The organism is Halobaculum sp. EA56 (genome assembly GCF_051195075.1).
GTDB lineage: Archaea > Halobacteriota > Halobacteria > Halobacteriales > Haloferacaceae > Halobaculum.
This window is the reverse complement of the sequence record NZ_JBNTJX010000015.1, coordinates 38,369-55,354: the sequence shown is the minus strand read 5'-3', so window position 1 is coordinate 55,354 and position 16,986 is coordinate 38,369. Positions and strand designations below refer to the sequence as shown.

Sequence of the window (16,986 nt, the reverse complement as noted above, 5' to 3'; positions counted from 1 at the left end):
CGACCGAGGTCAGCCGAACCGCCGTCTGAGCGCCCCGCGGATCGGCTCCCGCTGGACGAGCAGGAACGCGAGGAGGATGCAGGCGAACCCCCAGACGGTGTGTTCGGCGAGGCGCTCCCCGAGCACGAGGAATCCGAACAGCGCCGCGAACGGGGGGATCGCGTACTCCAGCAGACCCGCCCGGATCGGGCCGAGGCGGTCGAGCAGGCGGAAGTACAGGAGGAACCCGCCCGCGCCCGGCACCACCGCGAGGTAGACGAGCCAGGCGACGCCCTCGCGCGTCGCCGTCACGCCCCAGGGCGCCTGCCCGAGCGCCGCGGCGGCGACGTGGAGCAGGAGCGCGCCCACGAGCGCCATCCACGCCTGCAGCGCCAGCGGCCCGAGCGTCGCGTCGTCCTCCCGTGTCGTCACCGCGCCGGCGACCCACGCGACCGCCGACGCGAACACGAAGACTGCCCCGAGGTTCGCGGAGAGGCCCCCGAGGTCCGGGTTCGCGATCAGGACGAGCCCGGCGAACCCGACGAGGACGCCCGCGGCGCCGACGGCGTCGAGGCGCTCCTCGGGTCGGAGCACCCGCGCCGCGACGGGCGTGAGCACCGGGATGAGGCCGAGGAGCGTGGCGGCGACGGCGCTCGCGACGTACTGCTGGCCGGTGAACAGTAGGGCGTGGTGGAGGCCGATGCTGAACGCGCCGCCCGTCAGGATCGGCGCGAGGTCGCCCCGGCCGGCGGGCCGGAGGCGGCCGTCGCCGGCGACGACCGCGACCGCGAACAGCGCCGCGGCGGCGATGTCGAAGCGGAGCGCCGCGAGCAACACGGGCGGGAACGTCGCCAGCGCGGCCTTCGTCGCGACGAAGGCGGTGCCCCACACTGCCGCGAGCGCGAGGAACCCGAGCGCGTCGCGGTTCACGGGCACGGGTGACACCCGTTGGGCCGGGTCGCCCGCGTCGCGGCCGTCGCCGCCCGAGCGCCGCCGATGCTCGCGGACCGCTCGCTCGCCGCGCTCCCGCTCACGGCGCTCCGGTCGCCCCCGCTCACAGTTCGAACCGGAGACCGTCGCGGGCCACCCGCACGTCGCCGTCGAAGTGCCGCCCCACCGACTCCAGCAGCTCGTCGTGTCGACCCTCGGTGTGCGGGTACAGGTGCGTCAGGTACACCCGGTCGACGTCGCGGCCGGCGAGCGCCTCGCCCAGCTGCGTCGGCGTCGGGTGGTTGTCCACGTCGACCTCGTCGGGGAACGAGCAGTCGTGCGCGAGCACCCGGGCGCCGTCGGCGAAGTTCGCCAGCCCGTCGAACGCCTCCGAGTCGCCCGAGAAGACGAAGTCGCCGCCGGCGGTGGGGTCGTCGCCGTCGCCGGCGTCGTCGGCCTCGCCAGCGTCGTCCTCGGTCCCGTTTTCGTCGCCGTCGCCGCCGCGGTCCGAGAACCGGTACGCGAGACACTGCTTCGAGTGACGGGTCTCGTACGCCTCGACCTCCAGGCCGGCCAGCGAGAACTCCGCGCCGGGGTGGACCTCGCGGACGCTCAGGTCCGCTCGGCCGTCGAGGTACTCGAACTCGCCGACCCCCAGCAGGTCGTCGAGCAGGGCCTTCGTCCCCGGCGGGCCGACGACGTGGAGGCGCTCCTCGCCGGCGAGCCAGCGCGCCTTGAGCAGGGCGAGCAGGTCCGAGACGTGGTCGAGGTGGTGGTGGGTCAGCAGGACGGTCGACACCGCCTCGTAGCCGGGGTCGGTCTGGGAGAGCCGATGGAGGACGCCGGCGCCGCAGTCGACCAGCAGCGGGCGGCGGTCGCCCGGCGCCGCCTCCACGAGCAGGCCGGTCTGGACGCGGTCGGCGACGGGCATCGCCGAGCCGGTCCCGAGGAACGTGACGCGCATGGGCGGTGGTCGGCGCGGCCGTCGGGAAGGGGTTGCGGTTCCGGGCGGGACAGGGGGACCCGCGGGGGCGACGAACGTCGCCGGCCGGGAGTCCCCGCTCCCCCCGACCACCTCGCCCCCCACAACCCACTTACCCGCGCGGCCCCTGTCGATCCCAATGACCGACGGTCGTGCCCTGCTGGCCGCGACCGACGCCGACTACGACTTCGACCCGGGAACCGTCGCCATCGAGGACGCGGACGTGCTCGACCGGCTGGAGCCCGCCGTCCGGGAGTGGTGGGTCGAGCAGTTCGGCGCGTACGTCCCCGGCAACGGCGGGTTCTTCACGCCGCCCCAGCGCGAGGCGATCCCGCTCATCGACGAGGGGGAGAACTGCCTGGTCGCGTCGCCGACCGGGTCGGGCAAGACGCTCTCGGCGTTCACGGCCATCCTCAACGACCTGTTCCGCCGCGAGCGGGAGGAGCCGGACGGCCTCGACAACGCGGTGTACTGCCTGTACGTGTCGCCGCTGAAGTCGCTCGCGAACGACATCACCCGCAACCTCGCGGAGCCGATCGACGGGATCGCGGAGCGGCTGGCCGAGCGCGGCCACGAGACCGAGGTCCGCCAGGCGATCCGCCACGGCGACACCCCGGACAGCGAGCGGCGGCGGATGCTCGACGAGACGCCGCACGTCCTGAACACCACGCCCGAGACGCTGGCGATCCTGCTCAACTCCCCCAAGTTCAGGGAGAAGCTCCGCGGCGTGGAGTACGTCGTGGTCGACGAGATCCACTCGCTGGCGGGCAACAAGCGCGGCACGCACCTGTCCGTCTCCCTGGAGCGACTCGAACGGCTCTGCGAGTCGTCGCCGACGCGGATCGGCTGCTCGGCCACCGTCGAGCCCCTGACCACGATGGCGGAGTTCCTTGCGGGGGGCGAACCGCGAGGCGGCGCGAACGGATCGAGCGGGGAGTCGCCCGTCGAAGACGGGTCAGGAGACGACGAGTCCGGCGAGTCCACCGCCGCGGAGTGGACGCCCCGCGACTGTCGGATCGTCGACACCCGGTTCGTCCGCGAGTTCGACCTCCGGTTGGAGTGTCCGACCGACGACCTGATCGACACGCCCGGCGAGGTGGTGAACGAGCGCTTCTACGACCGCCTCCACGAGCTGATCGACGGCCACGAGAACACGCTGGTGTTCACCAACACCCGCTCGGGCGCCGAGCGCGTGCTCACCAACCTCCGCGAGCGCTACGGCTACGACGATGCGAACTCCGGCTGTCACCACGGGTCGATGTCGAAGGAGCACCGCGAGTCCGTCGAGGAGGCCCTCAAGTCCGGCGACGTCGACGTGGTGACGACCTCCACCTCGCTGGAGCTGGGGATCGACATGCCCCACATCGACCTCGTGGTGCAGGTGGGCTCGCCGAAGTCGGTCGCCTCCCTCCTGCAGCGCGTCGGGCGGGCGGGCCACCGGCTCGGGCAGACGGTCGAGGGACGGGTGATCGCGCTCGACCGCGACGAGCTGGTGGAGTGTGCGACCATGCTCCGGAAGGCCGAGGAGGGGTTCGTCGACCGCGTGTTCGTCCCCGAGAACGCCCAGGACGTCGCCGCCCAGCACGTGTACGGGATGGCGATCGAGGGGCCGCGACGCGAGGCGGAGGTGCTCGATACCCTCCGGTCGGCGTACCCCTACCGCGCCTACTCGGATGCCGAGTGGGAGCAACTGATGCGGTACCTCACGGCGGACTACCCGGGAATGGAGGAGAAGAACGTGTACGCGAAGGTGTGGCGCGACACGAACGACGCCCCCGACGGCGAGCACCACTACGGGGACTTCGACGTGGGCGAGCCGCTGATCGGCAAGCGCGGTCGGATGGCCCGCGTCATCTACATGACGAACCTCGGCACCATCCCCGACTCGTTCACCATCGACGTGTTCGTCCGCGGGAGCGACGAGTGGGTCGGGCAACTGGACGAGGAGTACCTGGACACGCTGGAGCCGGGGGACGTGTTCCAGCTCGGCGGCTCGACGTACAGGTTCAGCTACCGGCGCGGGTCGAAGGTGTACGTCGACCCGTCGGGCCAGCGCCCGACGGTGCCCTCGTGGTTCTCCGAGCGCCTCCCCCTCAGCTACGACCTCGGGCGCGAGATACTGACGTTCCAGGGCGAAGTGACCGAGCGCCTGTCGGAGGGCGGTCGCCCCGCCGCGCGCCGGTGGCTCCGGCGCCTCCCGCTGGACGAGAACGCCGTCCGCGCGATCACCCGGATGTTCGACGAGCAGCGCCGGTACCTCGGGCCGGAGGGCGTCTCGACGACCGACCGCCTCGTCGTCGAGCAGGTGCTCGACCGCGCGGAGTACCGCCGCCGCTACCACGTCCACAGCGTCTACGGCCGGGAGTTCAACGACGGCCTCTCGCGGCTGGCGGCGTACCGGTGCGCGCGCCGGGCGAACACGAACGTCCAGGTCGCCGTCGCCGACAACGGTTTCACCGTCTCGATGCCGCTGAACCGGAAGGTGGACGTGGCGGACGTGCTCGCGTCGATCGACCCCGAGGAGGTGTATCCGGACCTGCGCGCGGCGCTCTCGGACACCGACCTGCTGAAGCGCTACTTCCGGATCAACGCGACGCGCTCGCTGATGATCCTCAAGCGCTACAAGGGGTACGAGAAGTCCGCGGCCCAACAGCAGGTGTCGGCGGAGATGCTCGTCTCTTTCGCCGAGAACCTCGACTCCTTCGCGGTGATGGAGGAGACGTACCGCGAGATCATCGAGGACAAGCTGAACCTCGACGGGATCCGCGAGGTGCTCGCGGACGTGCAGTCCGGGGACGTCGAGGTGGTCCGTCACGACGTGGAGACGCCGTCGCCGCGGGCGTTCGGGCTGGCGACGCTGTCGGCCAGCGACGTGGTGCTGGCCGAGGACGAGGACGCCGTCCTCGCGGAGTTCCACGCCCGCGTGCTGGAGGAGCTGGGCGACGACGCGAGCGAGGGCGTGCTCGCGGACGCCGGCACCGACGACTGACGGCGCCGGGGGGTCGCCGTGTCGCCCCGCCGCCGGGACGGGACCCCACACGGTTTACACCCGGCGGCCGAACGGCGGGTATGGAGTCACTCGACCCGCGGGTCCGGCTCGCGTGGACCGTCGGCGCGCTGATCCCCGGGGCGTTCGTCGGCGTCGTCGCCGTCCTCGCCGCCCGGTTCGGCGCGCCGGTCCCGGTGACCGCCGCGCTCGGTCTCGCGGCCGCCGTCGTCGCGCTCGGGCTGGTCTTCGCGGTCCTCCGCTACCGGATCTGGCGCTTCGAGGTGCGCGAGGACTCGCTGTACATCGTCCGCGGCGTGCTCACCCGCGTGGACACCTCCGTCCCGTACGTCCGCGTCCAGCACGTCGACACCAGGCGGGGACCGGTCGAGCGCGCGCTGGGGCTGGCGTCGGTCGTCGTCTACACCGCCGGCTCGCGGGGGGCCGACATCACCATCCCCGGGCTGACGCCCGACCGGGCCGGGGAGCTGCGCGAACAGCTGCGGGAACTCGCGACCGAGTCGGAGTTCGACGCCGTCTGATCGATGGCCCGCCTCCACCCGACCTCCGCGGCGCTGAGCGCGCTCCGCTCGGGCGGCCAGCTCGCGCTGTTCGCGCTGTTCGCGAGCACCGCGTTCCTCGGCGTGGGCGCCCCCGACGGGGGGTCCCCCGCGGTCCTGCTGGTCCCGGCGGCGTTCCTCGTCGGCGCCGGGCTCGCGGCCGCCCGCTGGTACCGCTTCGAGTACGAGGTGGTCGACGACCGGCTCGTCGTGCGCTCGGGCGTCCTCTCGCGACAGGAGCGGGAGATCCCCCTGCGGCGGATCCAGAACGTCGACGTGCGCCGGAGCCTCCTCCAGCGCGCGCTCGGGCTGGCGACCGTGACCGTCGAGACGGCCGGCGGCGGGTCGACGGAGGCCACCCTCGACGCCGTCGGCGGCGACGAGGCGGACCGCCTGCGCGACCGCCTCGGCGGGCAGGGGGCGGGGGAGGGAGGCGACGCGGAGGGACGGGGGGACGAGCCCGCCGTCACGGGCACGAGCACGGGCACGGGCAGGGACGCGGACGCCGAGGACGCTCCCGGGACGGGACCCGCCGCCGAAGCGTCGACGGGGGCGCGACGGCCGGACCGCGAGACGCTGTACGCGCTCTCGGGGCGGGAGTTCGCGGTGCTGTGTGCGGTGTCGTTCCGGCCCGGCGCGGTGCTGGCGCCGTTCGTCGGCGCGAGCCTGTTCGACGACCTGATCTTCGACGGCGGCCGGCTGCTCGTGCGCTGGGGGGTGATCGACGTCGACCTCGGTCCCGGCGACGTGCCGACGCTCGGCGCGGGCGAACTCCTCCCGCTCGTCGCCCTCGGGGTCGCCGCGTTCCTCCTGGTCGTGTGGGTCGTCAGCGCGCTGCTCACGTTCGTCCGGTACTACGGCTTCAGGCTGGAGCGCGTCGGCGACGAACTCCGCTACGAGCGCGGCCTCCTCGGCCGGTACAGCGGGAACGTCCCGCTCTCGAAGGTGCAGACGATCACCGTCTCGGAGAACGCCGCGATGCGCCGGCTGGGGTACGCCGGCCTCACCGTCGACACCGCCGGGGCGACGCCCGGGTCGAACGGCGACGGCGGCGGCTCGGAGACGGCCGTCCCGCTCGACACCCGCGGGCGGGTGGTCGCGCTCGCGGACGACCTCCGCGAGGAACTGGAGCGCGGGGTCGACGCCCCGGCGGGCCGCGCCGGGGGCGACCCCGCGGACGACGGCGCCGCTCGCCCGCCGAGCGCGGACGACGGGGGGCCCCGCGCGGCGAACGCCGCCCGCGGCGACGCGTTCGGCCGCGACGCGGTCGAGCGCCCGCCCGCCCGCGCCCGCCGCCGCTACGTCGCCCGGTACGCGCTGACGGCGCTGGCGGTGACGGCGCTGGCCGTCGGCGTCGACCGGTTCCTCGTCGGCCTCCCGGGGTACCTCCCGCTGGCGCCGCTGGTCGGGGTCGCGCTGGCGCCGCCGGCGGGCCACCTCACCTGGGCGAACCGGGGGCACGCGACCGTCGGCGACGGGTTCGTCACGCGGACCGGCGTGCTCCGCCGGCACACCCGGCTGGTGCCGTACTTCCGGCTCCAGACGGTGTTCGTCTCGCGGAGCGTCTTCCAGCGGCGGCGCGACCTCGCGTCGGTCACCGCCGATTCCGCGTCCACGTCCCGGCTGCTGGGCGGGGACGCGACCGCCCACGACCTCGACGCCGGCGACGCCGAGGACCTGCGCGGCGAGCTCCTGGAACGCCTCCGCGAGTCGCTCGCGGCCCGCCGTCGGGGGAGACGCCGACGGGAGGCCGATCGACGGGGACCGGCCGGCGACGGGCGGAACGGGGCCGCGGACGCGCCCGCGGAGGGGGATCCGGAGGCGAGAAGGACCACAGACGCCGACGCCGACCCGGACGCCGACACGCGCCCCTTCGACTGGGTCGACGCCGGCGGCGACGACGCCGAGGAGTCGCGCGGGGGATAGCCGGGGGACCGCATCGCGCGAGCGGGGTCAGGGGCCGACGCCGGCGGGCGGCCCGGGTTCGGGCATCCGGTCCGCTCACACCAGCAGCGTGTTCAGCGCGTCGGGAACGACGAGGACGCGACTGCCCGGCTCGACGGCCTCCGCCGGCGACGGCGCCGCGTGCATGAGGCAGTCCTCGACGACCTCGGGGTGGTCGCTGTTCGTGATCCACACCTCGTGGTCGCGCAGCGCCCGCGCGAGGACGAACGCCCGCTGGGCGCCCGGCTCGTACCCCTCGCGCATCTCCTCGTAGACGGCCGCCGCCGACTCGCCGGCCGAGAGCCGGTCGTGGAAGCGCCGCTCGCCGCGGCCGTCGCCGGCGCCCTCCGGGAGGCGCGCGGGGACGACCACCCGGCCGCCGGCGCGGAGGGGGTTGTTCGCCCCGAGGATCACGTACGTCGCCGCGCGGGTCGCCTGGTAGAGGTTCGCGTCCTTCGGCGCGCCGACGCCCGCGAGCACGGCGTCGTACCCCCCGGCCACCTCGACCGAGAGCGCCGCCCGGGCGGTGGCCGCGAGGTCGCGGACGACCGCGCGGGGCTCGCCGGCGGCGGCGTCCAGTATCCCGGCGGGGCCGTGAGTTACGTTCACGCAGAAGTCCGGCCCCGCCAGGTCGCCCGCGCGGTCGAGGAACTCCCGGAAGGGGTTGTCCGCGACGCGGCCGAGGCGGACGCCGGGCTCCGCGAGCAGCTCGGGGCCGTGGGTGTGCCGGATCAGCGGCTCGCCGCCGGCGCCGACCACGACCGTCTTGGCGCCGCCCGAGAAGCCGGCGTACTGGTGTGGCTCGACCATCCCCGTCGAGAGCACCGCGTCGGCGTCGGCCACCGCGGGGTGCACCCGGACGGGGACGCCGTCGACCGTCCCCACCTCGACGGCGGCGTCCGGGTCGTGGTTCACGGCGAGGTCCGCGAACGCGCCCAGGCCCGACTCGACCTCCTCGTCGGTCATCGGACGGTGCAGGCCCAGGCCGAGCACGATCGTCACCCGCTCGCGGTCGACCGGGAGGCGGTCGAGCATCGCGCCCACGAGCGCCCCGTCCGGCGTCGCGCGCGTCACGTCCGTCACGACGACGCACACCTCGTCGTCCGCGTCGACGACCTCCCGGAGGGCGGGCCCGTGCGGGTCGTCCAGCGCCGCCTCCGCGGCCGCCCGCGGGTCGACCGCCTCGCCGCCGGCGGGGGTCGCCACGTCCACCTCGCAGTCCGGGAGCGACACGGCGACCGACCCGTCCCCGAGCGGGAGGGAGAACTCCTGTTCGGCCATGACGTGTGGAGGGAGGCGGCGGGCCGTGAAAACGGTCCGGGCGGTCGGCGGTCGGGAGCGCCGGCGTGGACGTGGTCCGTACGGCCCGCGCGCCGCGCGGTCGGGGTCCCGCGCTACCGCCGCGCCCACTCGAGCATCCGCGCGTAGAAGGGCTCCGAGCCCAGGGCCTCGGCGTCGCCGACGAGACACAGCGCCTTCTTCGCCCGCGTCAGCGCGACGTTGACGCGGCGGTGGTCCTCGAAGATCGGCCCGTCGAGGTCGCCGGTGGCGACGAACGAGACGACGATCACCTCCTCGCTGGAGCCCTGGAAGCGGTCGACCGTGTCGACGGTCGCGTCCGTCCGGCGGCCGATCTCGGCGACCTGCGCGCGGAACGGCGCGATCACGCCGATGTCGTCGGGGTCGACCCCCGCGTCGACGTAGGCGTCGACGACCTCGGCGACGCGGTCGGCCTCGACGGGGTTGGCGTTCCCCTCGCGGGTCCCGTCGGGGTCGACGAAGCTCACGGGGTCGCGCAGTTCCGCCGGGAGGTCGGCGGCGTCGACCCCGAGGTCGGCGAGCGTCTGCCCGGCCACCTCCGGGGTCGCGGGCCGGAGCGCCCCGTCGTAGAACTCCCGCGAGGAGAACGCCTGAATGCGCTGGCTCATCCGGTACTGGCGGTCGAGTAGCACGCTCGCGTCCGGGTGCTCCTCGATGAGCCGCTGGAACAGCGACTCCCGCAGGCTGTTCTCGGCGCGCACAACCGGGGGGAGCTGCTCGTGGTCGCCGACGAGGACGAACCGGTCGGCGAGGTTCACCGCCGCGAGCGTCCCCGGCTCGGTGAGCTGTGACGCCTCGTCGACGACGGCGACGTCGAACTCCTGCTCGCGCATGGTGCGCGAGCCGCAGGTGGAGGTCGTCGCGGCGACGACGGACGCGCCGTTGAGTTCGGCCGCGCGGTCGTTCGGCTCGCCGCGGGCCACGAGGCGGACGTCCTGCATGTCGCCGCGGACGCCCGTCTCGGTCCCGACCCGGATCACTCCGCCGGCGTCGCCGGCTCCGTCCCGTCGCGCCTCCGGCGCGACGCAGTCCCCGAAGTCCTGCTCCCGGAGCGCCTCAAGCGCGTTGTCGACGGCCCGGTTCGTGAACGCCGACAGCAGGACGCGGTCGCCGCGCTCGACCAGCGCGCGGACGATGCGGGCGATGGTGTACGTCTTGCCCGTCCCCGGCGGGCCGTGGACGAGCGCGAAGTCCTCCGCGTCGACGGCGCGCTCGACGGCGGCGTTCTGGGCGTCGTTGTTGTCGATGTAGGGCCCCCCGTCGGCGCTCCGGTGCGCGAACTCGGGCTCGCGCCGGCCGAACAGCACGTCCTTTCGGTCGGGGTCGCCCTTGAGCACGAAGTCGTGGACGGCGGTGTGCATCCGCGACACCGACAGCTCCGAGGGGTACACGTCCAGCCGGCGCAGCTCCACCGGCTCGTCCGTCTCGACGACCACCTCCTCGCCCAGCTCCCGGATGCGCCCGAGTTCGGCGTGTCCGGACGCGGGGTCGCCGTCGGAGGCCAGCGCCACGTCGCCCTCGCGGAGCTTCGAGACGGCGTCGGACTCCTTGCGCGCGGTCAGGCGCCAGCGGCCGTCGCCGAGCGGCTCCTCGGAGACCGGCTCCAGGTCGATCAGCGCCCGGTCGTCGGCCGCCCGCTCCTCGGGGGTCTGCTCCCACAGCTTCCGGTACTCCGCGTGCGTCTCCCGGCGCTCCTCCTCCAGCGCGCGGTACGTCTCCGCGAAGTACTCGCGCTCCGCCTCGGGGAGCGGCTCGCCGATCTGACCCGCCTTCGACTCCTGTTGCAGGCGGCCGGAGGTGACCATGCAGGCGTCCTGCTCGAAGCAGTACTCGCACTTCGCGTCGGCCTCGTAGCCCGTGGGGACGGACACGTCGAACTCCGTCGCCGCGATCTCGTTGCGCTGGCGGACGACGAACTCCAGCAGGCCCTTGCCCACCGAGAACTCCTTGGCCGGCGAGAGGTCGCCGGTCGCCTCCCCGCGGTCGAGCGCGGTGTTCTTCGTGTACAGCAGGGTCCCCGTGTCGGCGTCGACGCCGCGCTCGCGCAACAGGAGCGCGTAGCAGGCCGCCTGGATCTTGTCCTGGAAGCGCGGGTCGCGGTTCGTGTTCTTCCCCGTCTTCAGTTCCACCGGCTGGCCCCGCCGGAGCGCGTCGGCCCGGCCCTTGATCCCGAATGTGGGTGAGATGAGCGTGTACTCCGAGCGCCACTCGTCCTCCTCGGTCAGCGTCCCCTGGTTCAGCCAGCCCTCGATGGCGGCGGCGTTCCGGCGCACCTCGTCGGCGACCTCATCGCGCTCGCGTCCGAGCAGGCCCAACTCCAGGCCGGCCTCCGCGACGCGGTCCTCGATGGACTCCTCCAGGTCGACGCCGCGCAGCAGGTCGCCGAACACCTCGTGGACGATGGTCCCCTTGACGACGGGATAGTTGAGCGGGATGCCCGAGAGCTTGTTGAGGTAGTACATCCGCGGGCACTGCACCCACGAGCGGACGTCGGTCACGTCGACGAGGAAGTCCGGCTCCAGGACGACGTACGACTCCGAGGAGGTGGTGTACCCCTCGCGGTCGCCGTAGTCGTCCGCCTCGGCGTCGGTGACGAGCAACTCCATCCCCGGCTCGGCGTGCTCGGCGGTGTGGGTCCACTTCCCCCAGAGGGTGACTACGACCGGGTCGCCGGCGCCGCGGTCGGACTTCACCGTCAGCTCGGCGACCTCGCGCTCGCCGTAGCGCGTGCTCACCTCGCGCACCTCGCCGACCTCCAGGAGGGGACCGCGGACGTTCACGACCGGAGTGGGCGGGTGCGCGGGAAAAACGGTGTCGGTGCGGTCCGTATTCGCTCGGTGTCCTGTCTCACTGGGGTTCGATACTGTCGATCCCTCGTTCCGCGTCCCCGCGGACTGCGTGGTGATGACCGCGGAAGCCCCCGCGGCGCTCGACTCGGAGACCTTGTTGCGCTCCTCGCCTCGCTTCGCTCGGCTGTGGTGCTTACTGCGGTCGCCTTCGCCGAGCGCCGCGGCCCCTTCCATTCCCACCCTCTGGGTGGCGGGAATCGTCGCTGGCGGCTGTCCGTCCCCGTACCTACCGGACACCCGTGCGTGGCCGGGGCGGGGTGTCGGCTCCCGTCCGCCTCCGTCCGCGCACCCATCGGTGTTTATCGGCCCCGAACACGCACGTCCGGGCATGGACTATCTCGCCGTCGCGGTGCGCTGGCGCGACCTCGCGGCCGACTCCGACGGCTCGCTCGCCGGGAAGCACCGCGTGCTCACGAGGACGGTCGCGCCCGCGATGCGCGAGGCGGCCGCCGAGGGCGCGGTGTCGCTGTGGTTCCACTCGTTCTGGGACGCCGCCGGCCGCTACGAGGTGCCGACGCTCCGGGTCGTCTGCGGCGCCGACGGCGACCCGGCGGAGGCGGGCGCGGCCGTCGCCGACGCGCTCGACCGCCGAGGGCTGACCGACGGGGACTACGACGTCGACCTCGCGTACGACGCCGCGCGCCTCCGCGGCTACTGGGGCGACTACCTAGACCTGTGGGTCGAGGCGAAGTCCCGGCTGTCGACGCTGGCGGTCGCGGCCGTCGAGGGCGGCCTCGGGGAGTCGTACGCCTTCCACCGGACGGTGAACCGCCCGGGCCACGTGTGGGCGAACATGCTCGGCTGCTCGTACCTCGCGGAGGCGGGCGTGTACGTCGCGCTCGCGCGCGGGTACCTCCGACAGCTCAACCTCGGCGACGGCCCGCAGTCCGACGCCGTCCGCGAGGCGATGGCCGACCTCGACCGGGCCGCCGAACACCTCCCCGACCCGATGCGGGAGCTCGACAGCGCCGAGCTCGCCGCGGTCAACGCCAGCGGCACCCGGACGCCCGAGAGCGACGAGTAGCCGCGGTCGGGCCGGGGCGACGCCAGCGGACCCGCGGCGGCTACTCCTCGTCCCCCTCCCCTCCCGTCTCCGCCGCACGCTCGGCGAGCGCCTCGTCGACCCACCGCGGCCGGGGGACCTCGGTGTCGGAGACGTTCGTGACGCGGAACTGCGCCCGCGCCCGCGCCGGCGGTCCGTACTCGACGGTCCGGTAGGTGACCGTTATCGACCTGACGACGCCCCCGCGGGCGACGAGCGCGCGCAGGCTCACGTTCGTCCGCAGCGGCCGGAAGGGCTGCTCGGCGTTCGCCTCGGTCAACACGTACAACGTCTCCCCGTCCCGCGTGGTCGTCCCCGCGTACCGAAGCTCGTACCCGGCGAGGAGGGACTCGACGGCCGAGGCGCCCGTCCGGTCGAACAGCGAGCGCGCCGGGACGTCCGTGTCGAGGGTCACCGACACGGAGTCGTTCCCGTCGGCCCAGCGGCGCACGGTGACCGTGTCGTTTCGCCAGTAGGAGACGTTGAAGACGCGCCCGCCGGCCCGCCGGTAGGGCGTCTCCGAGACGCGGGCGCGGTAGAACTGCGCCAGCCCGTCCGTTCGGGACCGCCTGGCGCTGTCGAGGACGACGGTCCCGTTGTCGGCGACGACGCGGCGGCTCGTCTCGACGGTCAGCGACCGGCCGTCGAGTGCGTCCTCGTGGGCCGCCACCAGCGCCCGGCGGTCGACGCCGGAGGCGTTCACGCCGGGCGGGCGGGCCGGCGTCGCCGGCGTCGGCGAGGCGGTCGGCGTGCCCGCCAGCGCGGGGTTCACGGTTCGCGCGTCCCCGCCGGCCGGCCCTACCGCGCCGCAGCCGGCGAGCAGGAGGCACGCACACGCGAGGACCGCGCGGTGGGGTCGCATCGTCGGGGGCGGGTCGCCCTACCCGTCGTCCTCCGGCGCGAACGTCACCTTCGTCAGGTCCCGGCCGAGGTGACACACCTCGTGTGGCGGGTCGCCGTGGACCTCCGCGATGCGGTACTCCTCCTCGAAGTCGGCGCCCAGCGGCTCGCACAGCTCGTGGCTCGGGCAGTCGACGTGCGGGCACGGCCCCTCCAGGCTGGCCGAGGAGCCCGCGTAGGCGCCGCGGGACGCGACGTTCGCGGTGATCGTCGCCGGCTCCACCTCGACGGCGCGGACGCTCCCGTCGGCGTGGACGGCGCAGTCGAGCGCCTGCGTCCCGTCGCGGACGTCGGTCACCCGGTAGCGCCTCCCCTCGGCGAGGTTGAGGCACTGCCCGCGGTACGGGCAGCCCTCGCAGGCGCTCGCCTCCCCCCGGTAGACGAACTCGGTTCCCTCGCTGGCGAGCCGGGTGCCGATGAGCGTGACGGTGGACATACGTGAGCGTTCCCGCGCGTCGAAGATAATCCCGTCGCCGGCGCCGGACCCCGCGAGCCGGGGCCCACGGCGTCGCGGCGCCGTCCGCCGCGTCGGTGTCACTCCCCACGGATCAGCGCGTCGAGTTCGTCGAGGTAGTCGTCCCGGGGCACCTGGTAGGCGCCGCGGTAGTCCACCTCGCCGTCGGCGAAGCGGCCGGTCACGTCGTGGACGCCGGCGAGGGCGGCCGCGCGGTCGTCGAAGCGGCGCGACTCGACCTCGACCTCCGGCTCCAGGAAGAGGGTGACGTGCCACTCGTCGGTGGTCCGCTGGCCCGCGCCGGGGCGCGCGCGCCGCGAACCGTTCGTGAGGTACACCGTCGGCAGACACGGCGCGGGGAAGCGCCCGGCGTCGAACACGTCCGGCCGGTAGACGACGATCGCCCGGCCGCCCGGCTCGTCGGTCCACACGCTCCACCCCTCCGGGAGCGCCTCGTCGGTCAGCGGCGGGCCGGCGGCGTCCGCGTCGCGGCCGGGGTCGTCGGTCATACGTCCGGTTCCGTCCCCGATCGGCTTAGACCACACGCACGAGCTCGGCCCGAACGGTTCCGTCCGTCGCGACACCTCCCGGACGAACTGTACCTCCGGTCAGTGCGGACTACCGACCGAGGGGACGGGGGTGGCGACCCGACCCGGCGACAACGTTATATGTGTTAACGACTACCACAATATTACAGTCTCGGTCCGACCACGGGACGGAGGCAACGACCCCCACCGACCGCCCTCACGACGAGTTCTGTAGGAGACGAGTACGAGCCGGTCACGGGCGGTCGTGTGGTATGTGTAGCCATGACGGTCCGGCGGGCGTCCGGGCCGGTCCCCGGCGGAGCGGGCGTCGGGGCCGCCCCCGTGCGCAGACACGACGGGACCGTTCGGGGTCGTCCCCGCACACGTGGCCCACACATGAGTGACCAGACGGAACACGCGGACGAGACCGCATCGGGGGAGGTATCGAGTACGCACACGCTCGAGGAGCTCAGCCGGCAGTACAAGCGATCGGTCCCGGAGGACCTCAGGGAGGCGAAGTCGTTCGACTGGTACCTGCGGGAGGTGACCGACGACCCGCGGATCGCGCGCAACGCCCACCAGCGGGTGGCCGACATGTTCGACCACTACGGCACCCGGTACGACGAGGACGCGGGCGTGGTCGAGTACCTGCTCGCCTCCGAGGACCCGCTGCACGACGGCGAGAACACCTTCTACGGGCGGGAGGTCCACGAGTCCATCCACGAGTTCGTCAACAAGGTGAAGTCGGGGGCGCGCGGGCTCGGCCCGGAGAAGCGGATCAAGCTCCTGCTCGGCCCGGTGGGGTCGGGCAAGAGCCACTTCGACTGGCTGGTCCGGCGCTACTTCGAGGACTACACCCGCACCGACGACGGGCGGATGTACACGTTCCGGTGGACGGACCTCTGCTCGGTCATCGAGGACCAGGACCCCGCCGACGACACCGTGCGCTCGGCGATGAACCAGGACCCGATCGTGTTGCTCCCGCAGGAGCAGCGCGACGAGGTGATCGAGGCGATGAACGAGCGCCTCGATGCGCCCTACACGATCCGCAACGAGCAGAGCCTCGACCCGGCCTCCAGCTTCTACATGGACGAACTGCTCGCGCACTACGAGGACGACCTCGAGGCGGTGCTGGCGAACCACGTCGAGGTGGTGCGGCTCGTCGCCGACGAGAACCAGCGCCGCTGCATCGAGACGTTCGAGCCGAAGGACAAGAAGAACCAGGACGAGACGGAGCTCACCGGCGACGTGAACTACTCGAAGCTCGCGGTGTACGGCGAGAACGACCCGCGGGCGTTCGACTACGCGGGGGCGTTCTGCAACGCGAACCGCGGCATCTTCTCCGGCGAGGAGCTGTTGAAGCTCCAGCGGGAGTTCCTCTACGACTTCCTGCACGCGAGCCAGGAGCAGACGATCAAGCCGCGCAACAACCCGCGGATCGACATCGACCAGGTGATCGTCGGCCGGACGAACATGCCCGAGTACCGGGACAAGAAGGGCGACGAGAAGATGGAGGCGTTCAACGACCGCACCAAGCGGATCGACTACCCGTACGTCCTGGAGTACGCCGAGGAGGCGGAGATCTACCGGAAGATGCTCCGCAACGCCGACGTCCCCGACATCCACATCGAGCCGCACGCGATGGAGATGGCGGGGCTGTTCGGGGTGCTCACCCGGATCGAGGAGCCCACCGACGAGTCGATCGGGCTCGTCCAGAAGGCGAAGGTGTACAACGGCGAGGTCGACGAGACCGACGAGATCGACGAGCGGAAGCTCCGCGAGACCGGCGACGAGATGGCCGACATCGCCGAGGGGATGGAGGGCGTCTCCGCGCGCTTCATCGGCGACGAGATCGCCGAGGCGATCATGGACTCCCGCCACCGGGGCCGGGGGTACCTCTCGCCGCTGGCGGTGTTCAAGCACTTCGAGAACAACCTCGAGAACCACGGGTCGATCCCCGAGGAGAAGCTCGACACGTACCACCGCTACCTCGAGCTCGTGCGCGAGGAGTACAAGGACCGCGCCATCGAGGACGTCCGGCACGCGCTGGCGTACGACATCGACGAGATCCGTCGCCAGGGCGAGAAGTACATGGACCACGTGATGGCCTACATCGACGACACGACCGTCGAGGACGACCTCACCGGACGCGAGCAGGAACCCGACGAGACGTTCCTGCGCTCGGTCGAGGAGAAGCTAGACGTCCCCAGCGACCGCAAGGACGACTTCCGCCAGGAGGTCGCCAACTGGGTCAGCCGCCGCGCCCGCGAGGGGTCGAGCTTCGACCCACAGGAGAACGACCGCCTGCGCCGCGCCTTAGAGCGGAAGCTGTGGGAGGACAAGAAGCACAACATCAACTTCTCCGCGCTGGTGTCGGCCGGGGAGCTCGACGACGACGAGCGCAGCGCCTGGGTGGACGCCCTCGAGGAGCAGGGCTACTCCGCGGAGGGCGCCCGCGAGGTGCTGGAGTTCGCCGGGGCGGAGGTGGCCAAGAGCGAACTCGAGGACTGATC

12 protein-coding genes are annotated in these 16,986 nt (G+C 73.0%); 5 read left to right on the top strand and 7 right to left on the bottom strand.

Annotation, left to right across the window (positions count from 1 at the left end):
- Positions 1-9: 9 nt before the first annotated feature.
- On the bottom strand, positions 10-915 hold the full coding sequence (locus tag ACQUQ1_RS18045; RefSeq protein ID WP_435065692.1) for a DMT family transporter: 906 nt from the start codon (positions 913-915) through the stop codon (positions 10-12).
- Positions 916-1,033: 118 nt separating this feature from the next.
- Positions 1,034-1,873: an MBL fold metallo-hydrolase gene (locus ACQUQ1_RS18040; RefSeq protein WP_435065691.1), complete on the bottom strand. Its 840-nt coding sequence runs from the start codon at positions 1,871-1,873 to the stop codon at positions 1,034-1,036.
- A gap of 157 nt (positions 1,874-2,030) precedes the next feature.
- Between ACQUQ1_RS18040 and ACQUQ1_RS18035 the strand changes: the two genes are divergently transcribed.
- From ACQUQ1_RS18035 to ACQUQ1_RS18025, 3 genes are all read left to right on the top strand, one after another.
- Positions 2,031-4,880, top strand: a complete 2,850-nt coding sequence (locus ACQUQ1_RS18035) for an ATP-dependent helicase (protein WP_435065690.1) — start codon at positions 2,031-2,033, stop codon at positions 4,878-4,880.
- Between the two features lie 80 nt (positions 4,881-4,960).
- Positions 4,961-5,419: a PH domain-containing protein gene (locus tag ACQUQ1_RS18030; protein ID WP_435065689.1), complete on the top strand. Its 459-nt coding sequence runs from the start codon at positions 4,961-4,963 to the stop codon at positions 5,417-5,419.
- Between the two features lie 3 nt (positions 5,420-5,422).
- Complete coding sequence (locus tag ACQUQ1_RS18025; RefSeq protein WP_435065688.1) at positions 5,423-7,363, top strand: PH domain-containing protein; 1,941 nt, start codon at positions 5,423-5,425, stop codon at positions 7,361-7,363.
- Between the two features lie 75 nt (positions 7,364-7,438).
- Here the strand turns inward: ACQUQ1_RS18025 and ACQUQ1_RS18020 are convergent, their stop codons facing one another.
- Positions 7,439-8,662 carry a lactate racemase domain-containing protein gene (locus ACQUQ1_RS18020; protein ID WP_435065687.1) on the bottom strand — a complete coding sequence of 408 codons (1,224 nt, stop codon included), beginning with the start codon at positions 8,660-8,662 and terminating at the stop codon, positions 7,439-7,441.
- 113 nt (positions 8,663-8,775) lie between these two features.
- Positions 8,776-11,481 (bottom strand): AAA domain-containing protein, encoded by a 2,706-nt coding sequence (locus ACQUQ1_RS18015; RefSeq protein ID WP_435065686.1) that lies wholly within the window; start codon positions 11,479-11,481, stop codon positions 8,776-8,778.
- Positions 11,482-11,878: 397 nt separating this feature from the next.
- Here ACQUQ1_RS18015 and ACQUQ1_RS18010 point away from each other — a divergent pair, with 397 nt between their 5' ends.
- Entirely contained in the window at positions 11,879-12,574 is a 696-nt protein-coding gene (locus tag ACQUQ1_RS18010) for a hypothetical protein (protein ID WP_435065685.1), read from the top strand.
- Between the two features lie 40 nt (positions 12,575-12,614).
- On the opposite strand, the gene ACQUQ1_RS18005 is transcribed toward ACQUQ1_RS18010, so the two are convergent.
- The 3 genes from ACQUQ1_RS18005 to ACQUQ1_RS17995 all read right to left on the bottom strand — a co-directional run bounded on the left by ACQUQ1_RS18005 (position 12,615) and on the right by ACQUQ1_RS17995 (position 14,410).
- Positions 12,615-13,454 carry a DUF7537 family lipoprotein gene (locus tag ACQUQ1_RS18005; protein WP_435065684.1) on the bottom strand — a complete coding sequence of 280 codons (840 nt, stop codon included), beginning with the start codon at positions 13,452-13,454 and terminating at the stop codon, positions 12,615-12,617.
- An 18-nt stretch (positions 13,455-13,472) separates the two neighbouring features.
- Positions 13,473-13,928 carry a UPF0179 family protein gene (locus tag ACQUQ1_RS18000; protein ID WP_435065683.1) on the bottom strand — a complete coding sequence of 152 codons (456 nt, stop codon included), beginning with the start codon at positions 13,926-13,928 and terminating at the stop codon, positions 13,473-13,475.
- Positions 13,929-14,026: 98 nt separating this feature from the next.
- Complete coding sequence (locus ACQUQ1_RS17995) at positions 14,027-14,410, bottom strand: DUF5820 family protein (RefSeq protein ID WP_435065719.1); 384 nt, start codon at positions 14,408-14,410, stop codon at positions 14,027-14,029.
- 459 nt (positions 14,411-14,869) lie between these two features.
- Between ACQUQ1_RS17995 and ACQUQ1_RS17990 the strand changes: the two genes are divergently transcribed.
- The gene (locus ACQUQ1_RS17990; protein WP_435065682.1) at positions 14,870-16,984 is read left to right on the top strand and encodes a PrkA family serine protein kinase; all 2,115 of its coding nucleotides are present in this window, start codon (positions 14,870-14,872) and stop codon (positions 16,982-16,984) included.
- The last annotated feature ends 2 nt before the right edge of the window (positions 16,985-16,986 follow it).

Coding starts and splice junctions, on each gene's coding strand:
- ACQUQ1_RS18035 (WP_435065690.1), top strand. CDS start 2,031: ATGACCGACGGTCGTGCCCTGCTGGCCGCGACCGACGCCGACTACGAC.
- ACQUQ1_RS18020 (WP_435065687.1), bottom strand. CDS start 8,662: ATGGCCGAACAGGAGTTCTCCCTCCCGCTCGGGGACGGGTCGGTCGCC.
- ACQUQ1_RS18030 (WP_435065689.1), top strand. CDS start 4,961: ATGGAGTCACTCGACCCGCGGGTCCGGCTCGCGTGGACCGTCGGCGCG.
- ACQUQ1_RS18010 (WP_435065685.1), top strand. CDS start 11,879: ATGGACTATCTCGCCGTCGCGGTGCGCTGGCGCGACCTCGCGGCCGAC.
- ACQUQ1_RS18040 (WP_435065691.1), bottom strand. CDS start 1,873: ATGCGCGTCACGTTCCTCGGGACCGGCTCGGCGATGCCCGTCGCCGAC.
- ACQUQ1_RS18025 (WP_435065688.1), top strand. CDS start 5,423: ATGGCCCGCCTCCACCCGACCTCCGCGGCGCTGAGCGCGCTCCGCTCG.
- ACQUQ1_RS17990 (WP_435065682.1), top strand. CDS start 14,870: ATGAGTGACCAGACGGAACACGCGGACGAGACCGCATCGGGGGAGGTA.
- ACQUQ1_RS18000 (WP_435065683.1), bottom strand. CDS start 13,928: ATGTCCACCGTCACGCTCATCGGCACCCGGCTCGCCAGCGAGGGAACC.
- ACQUQ1_RS18005 (WP_435065684.1), bottom strand. CDS start 13,454: ATGCGACCCCACCGCGCGGTCCTCGCGTGTGCGTGCCTCCTGCTCGCC.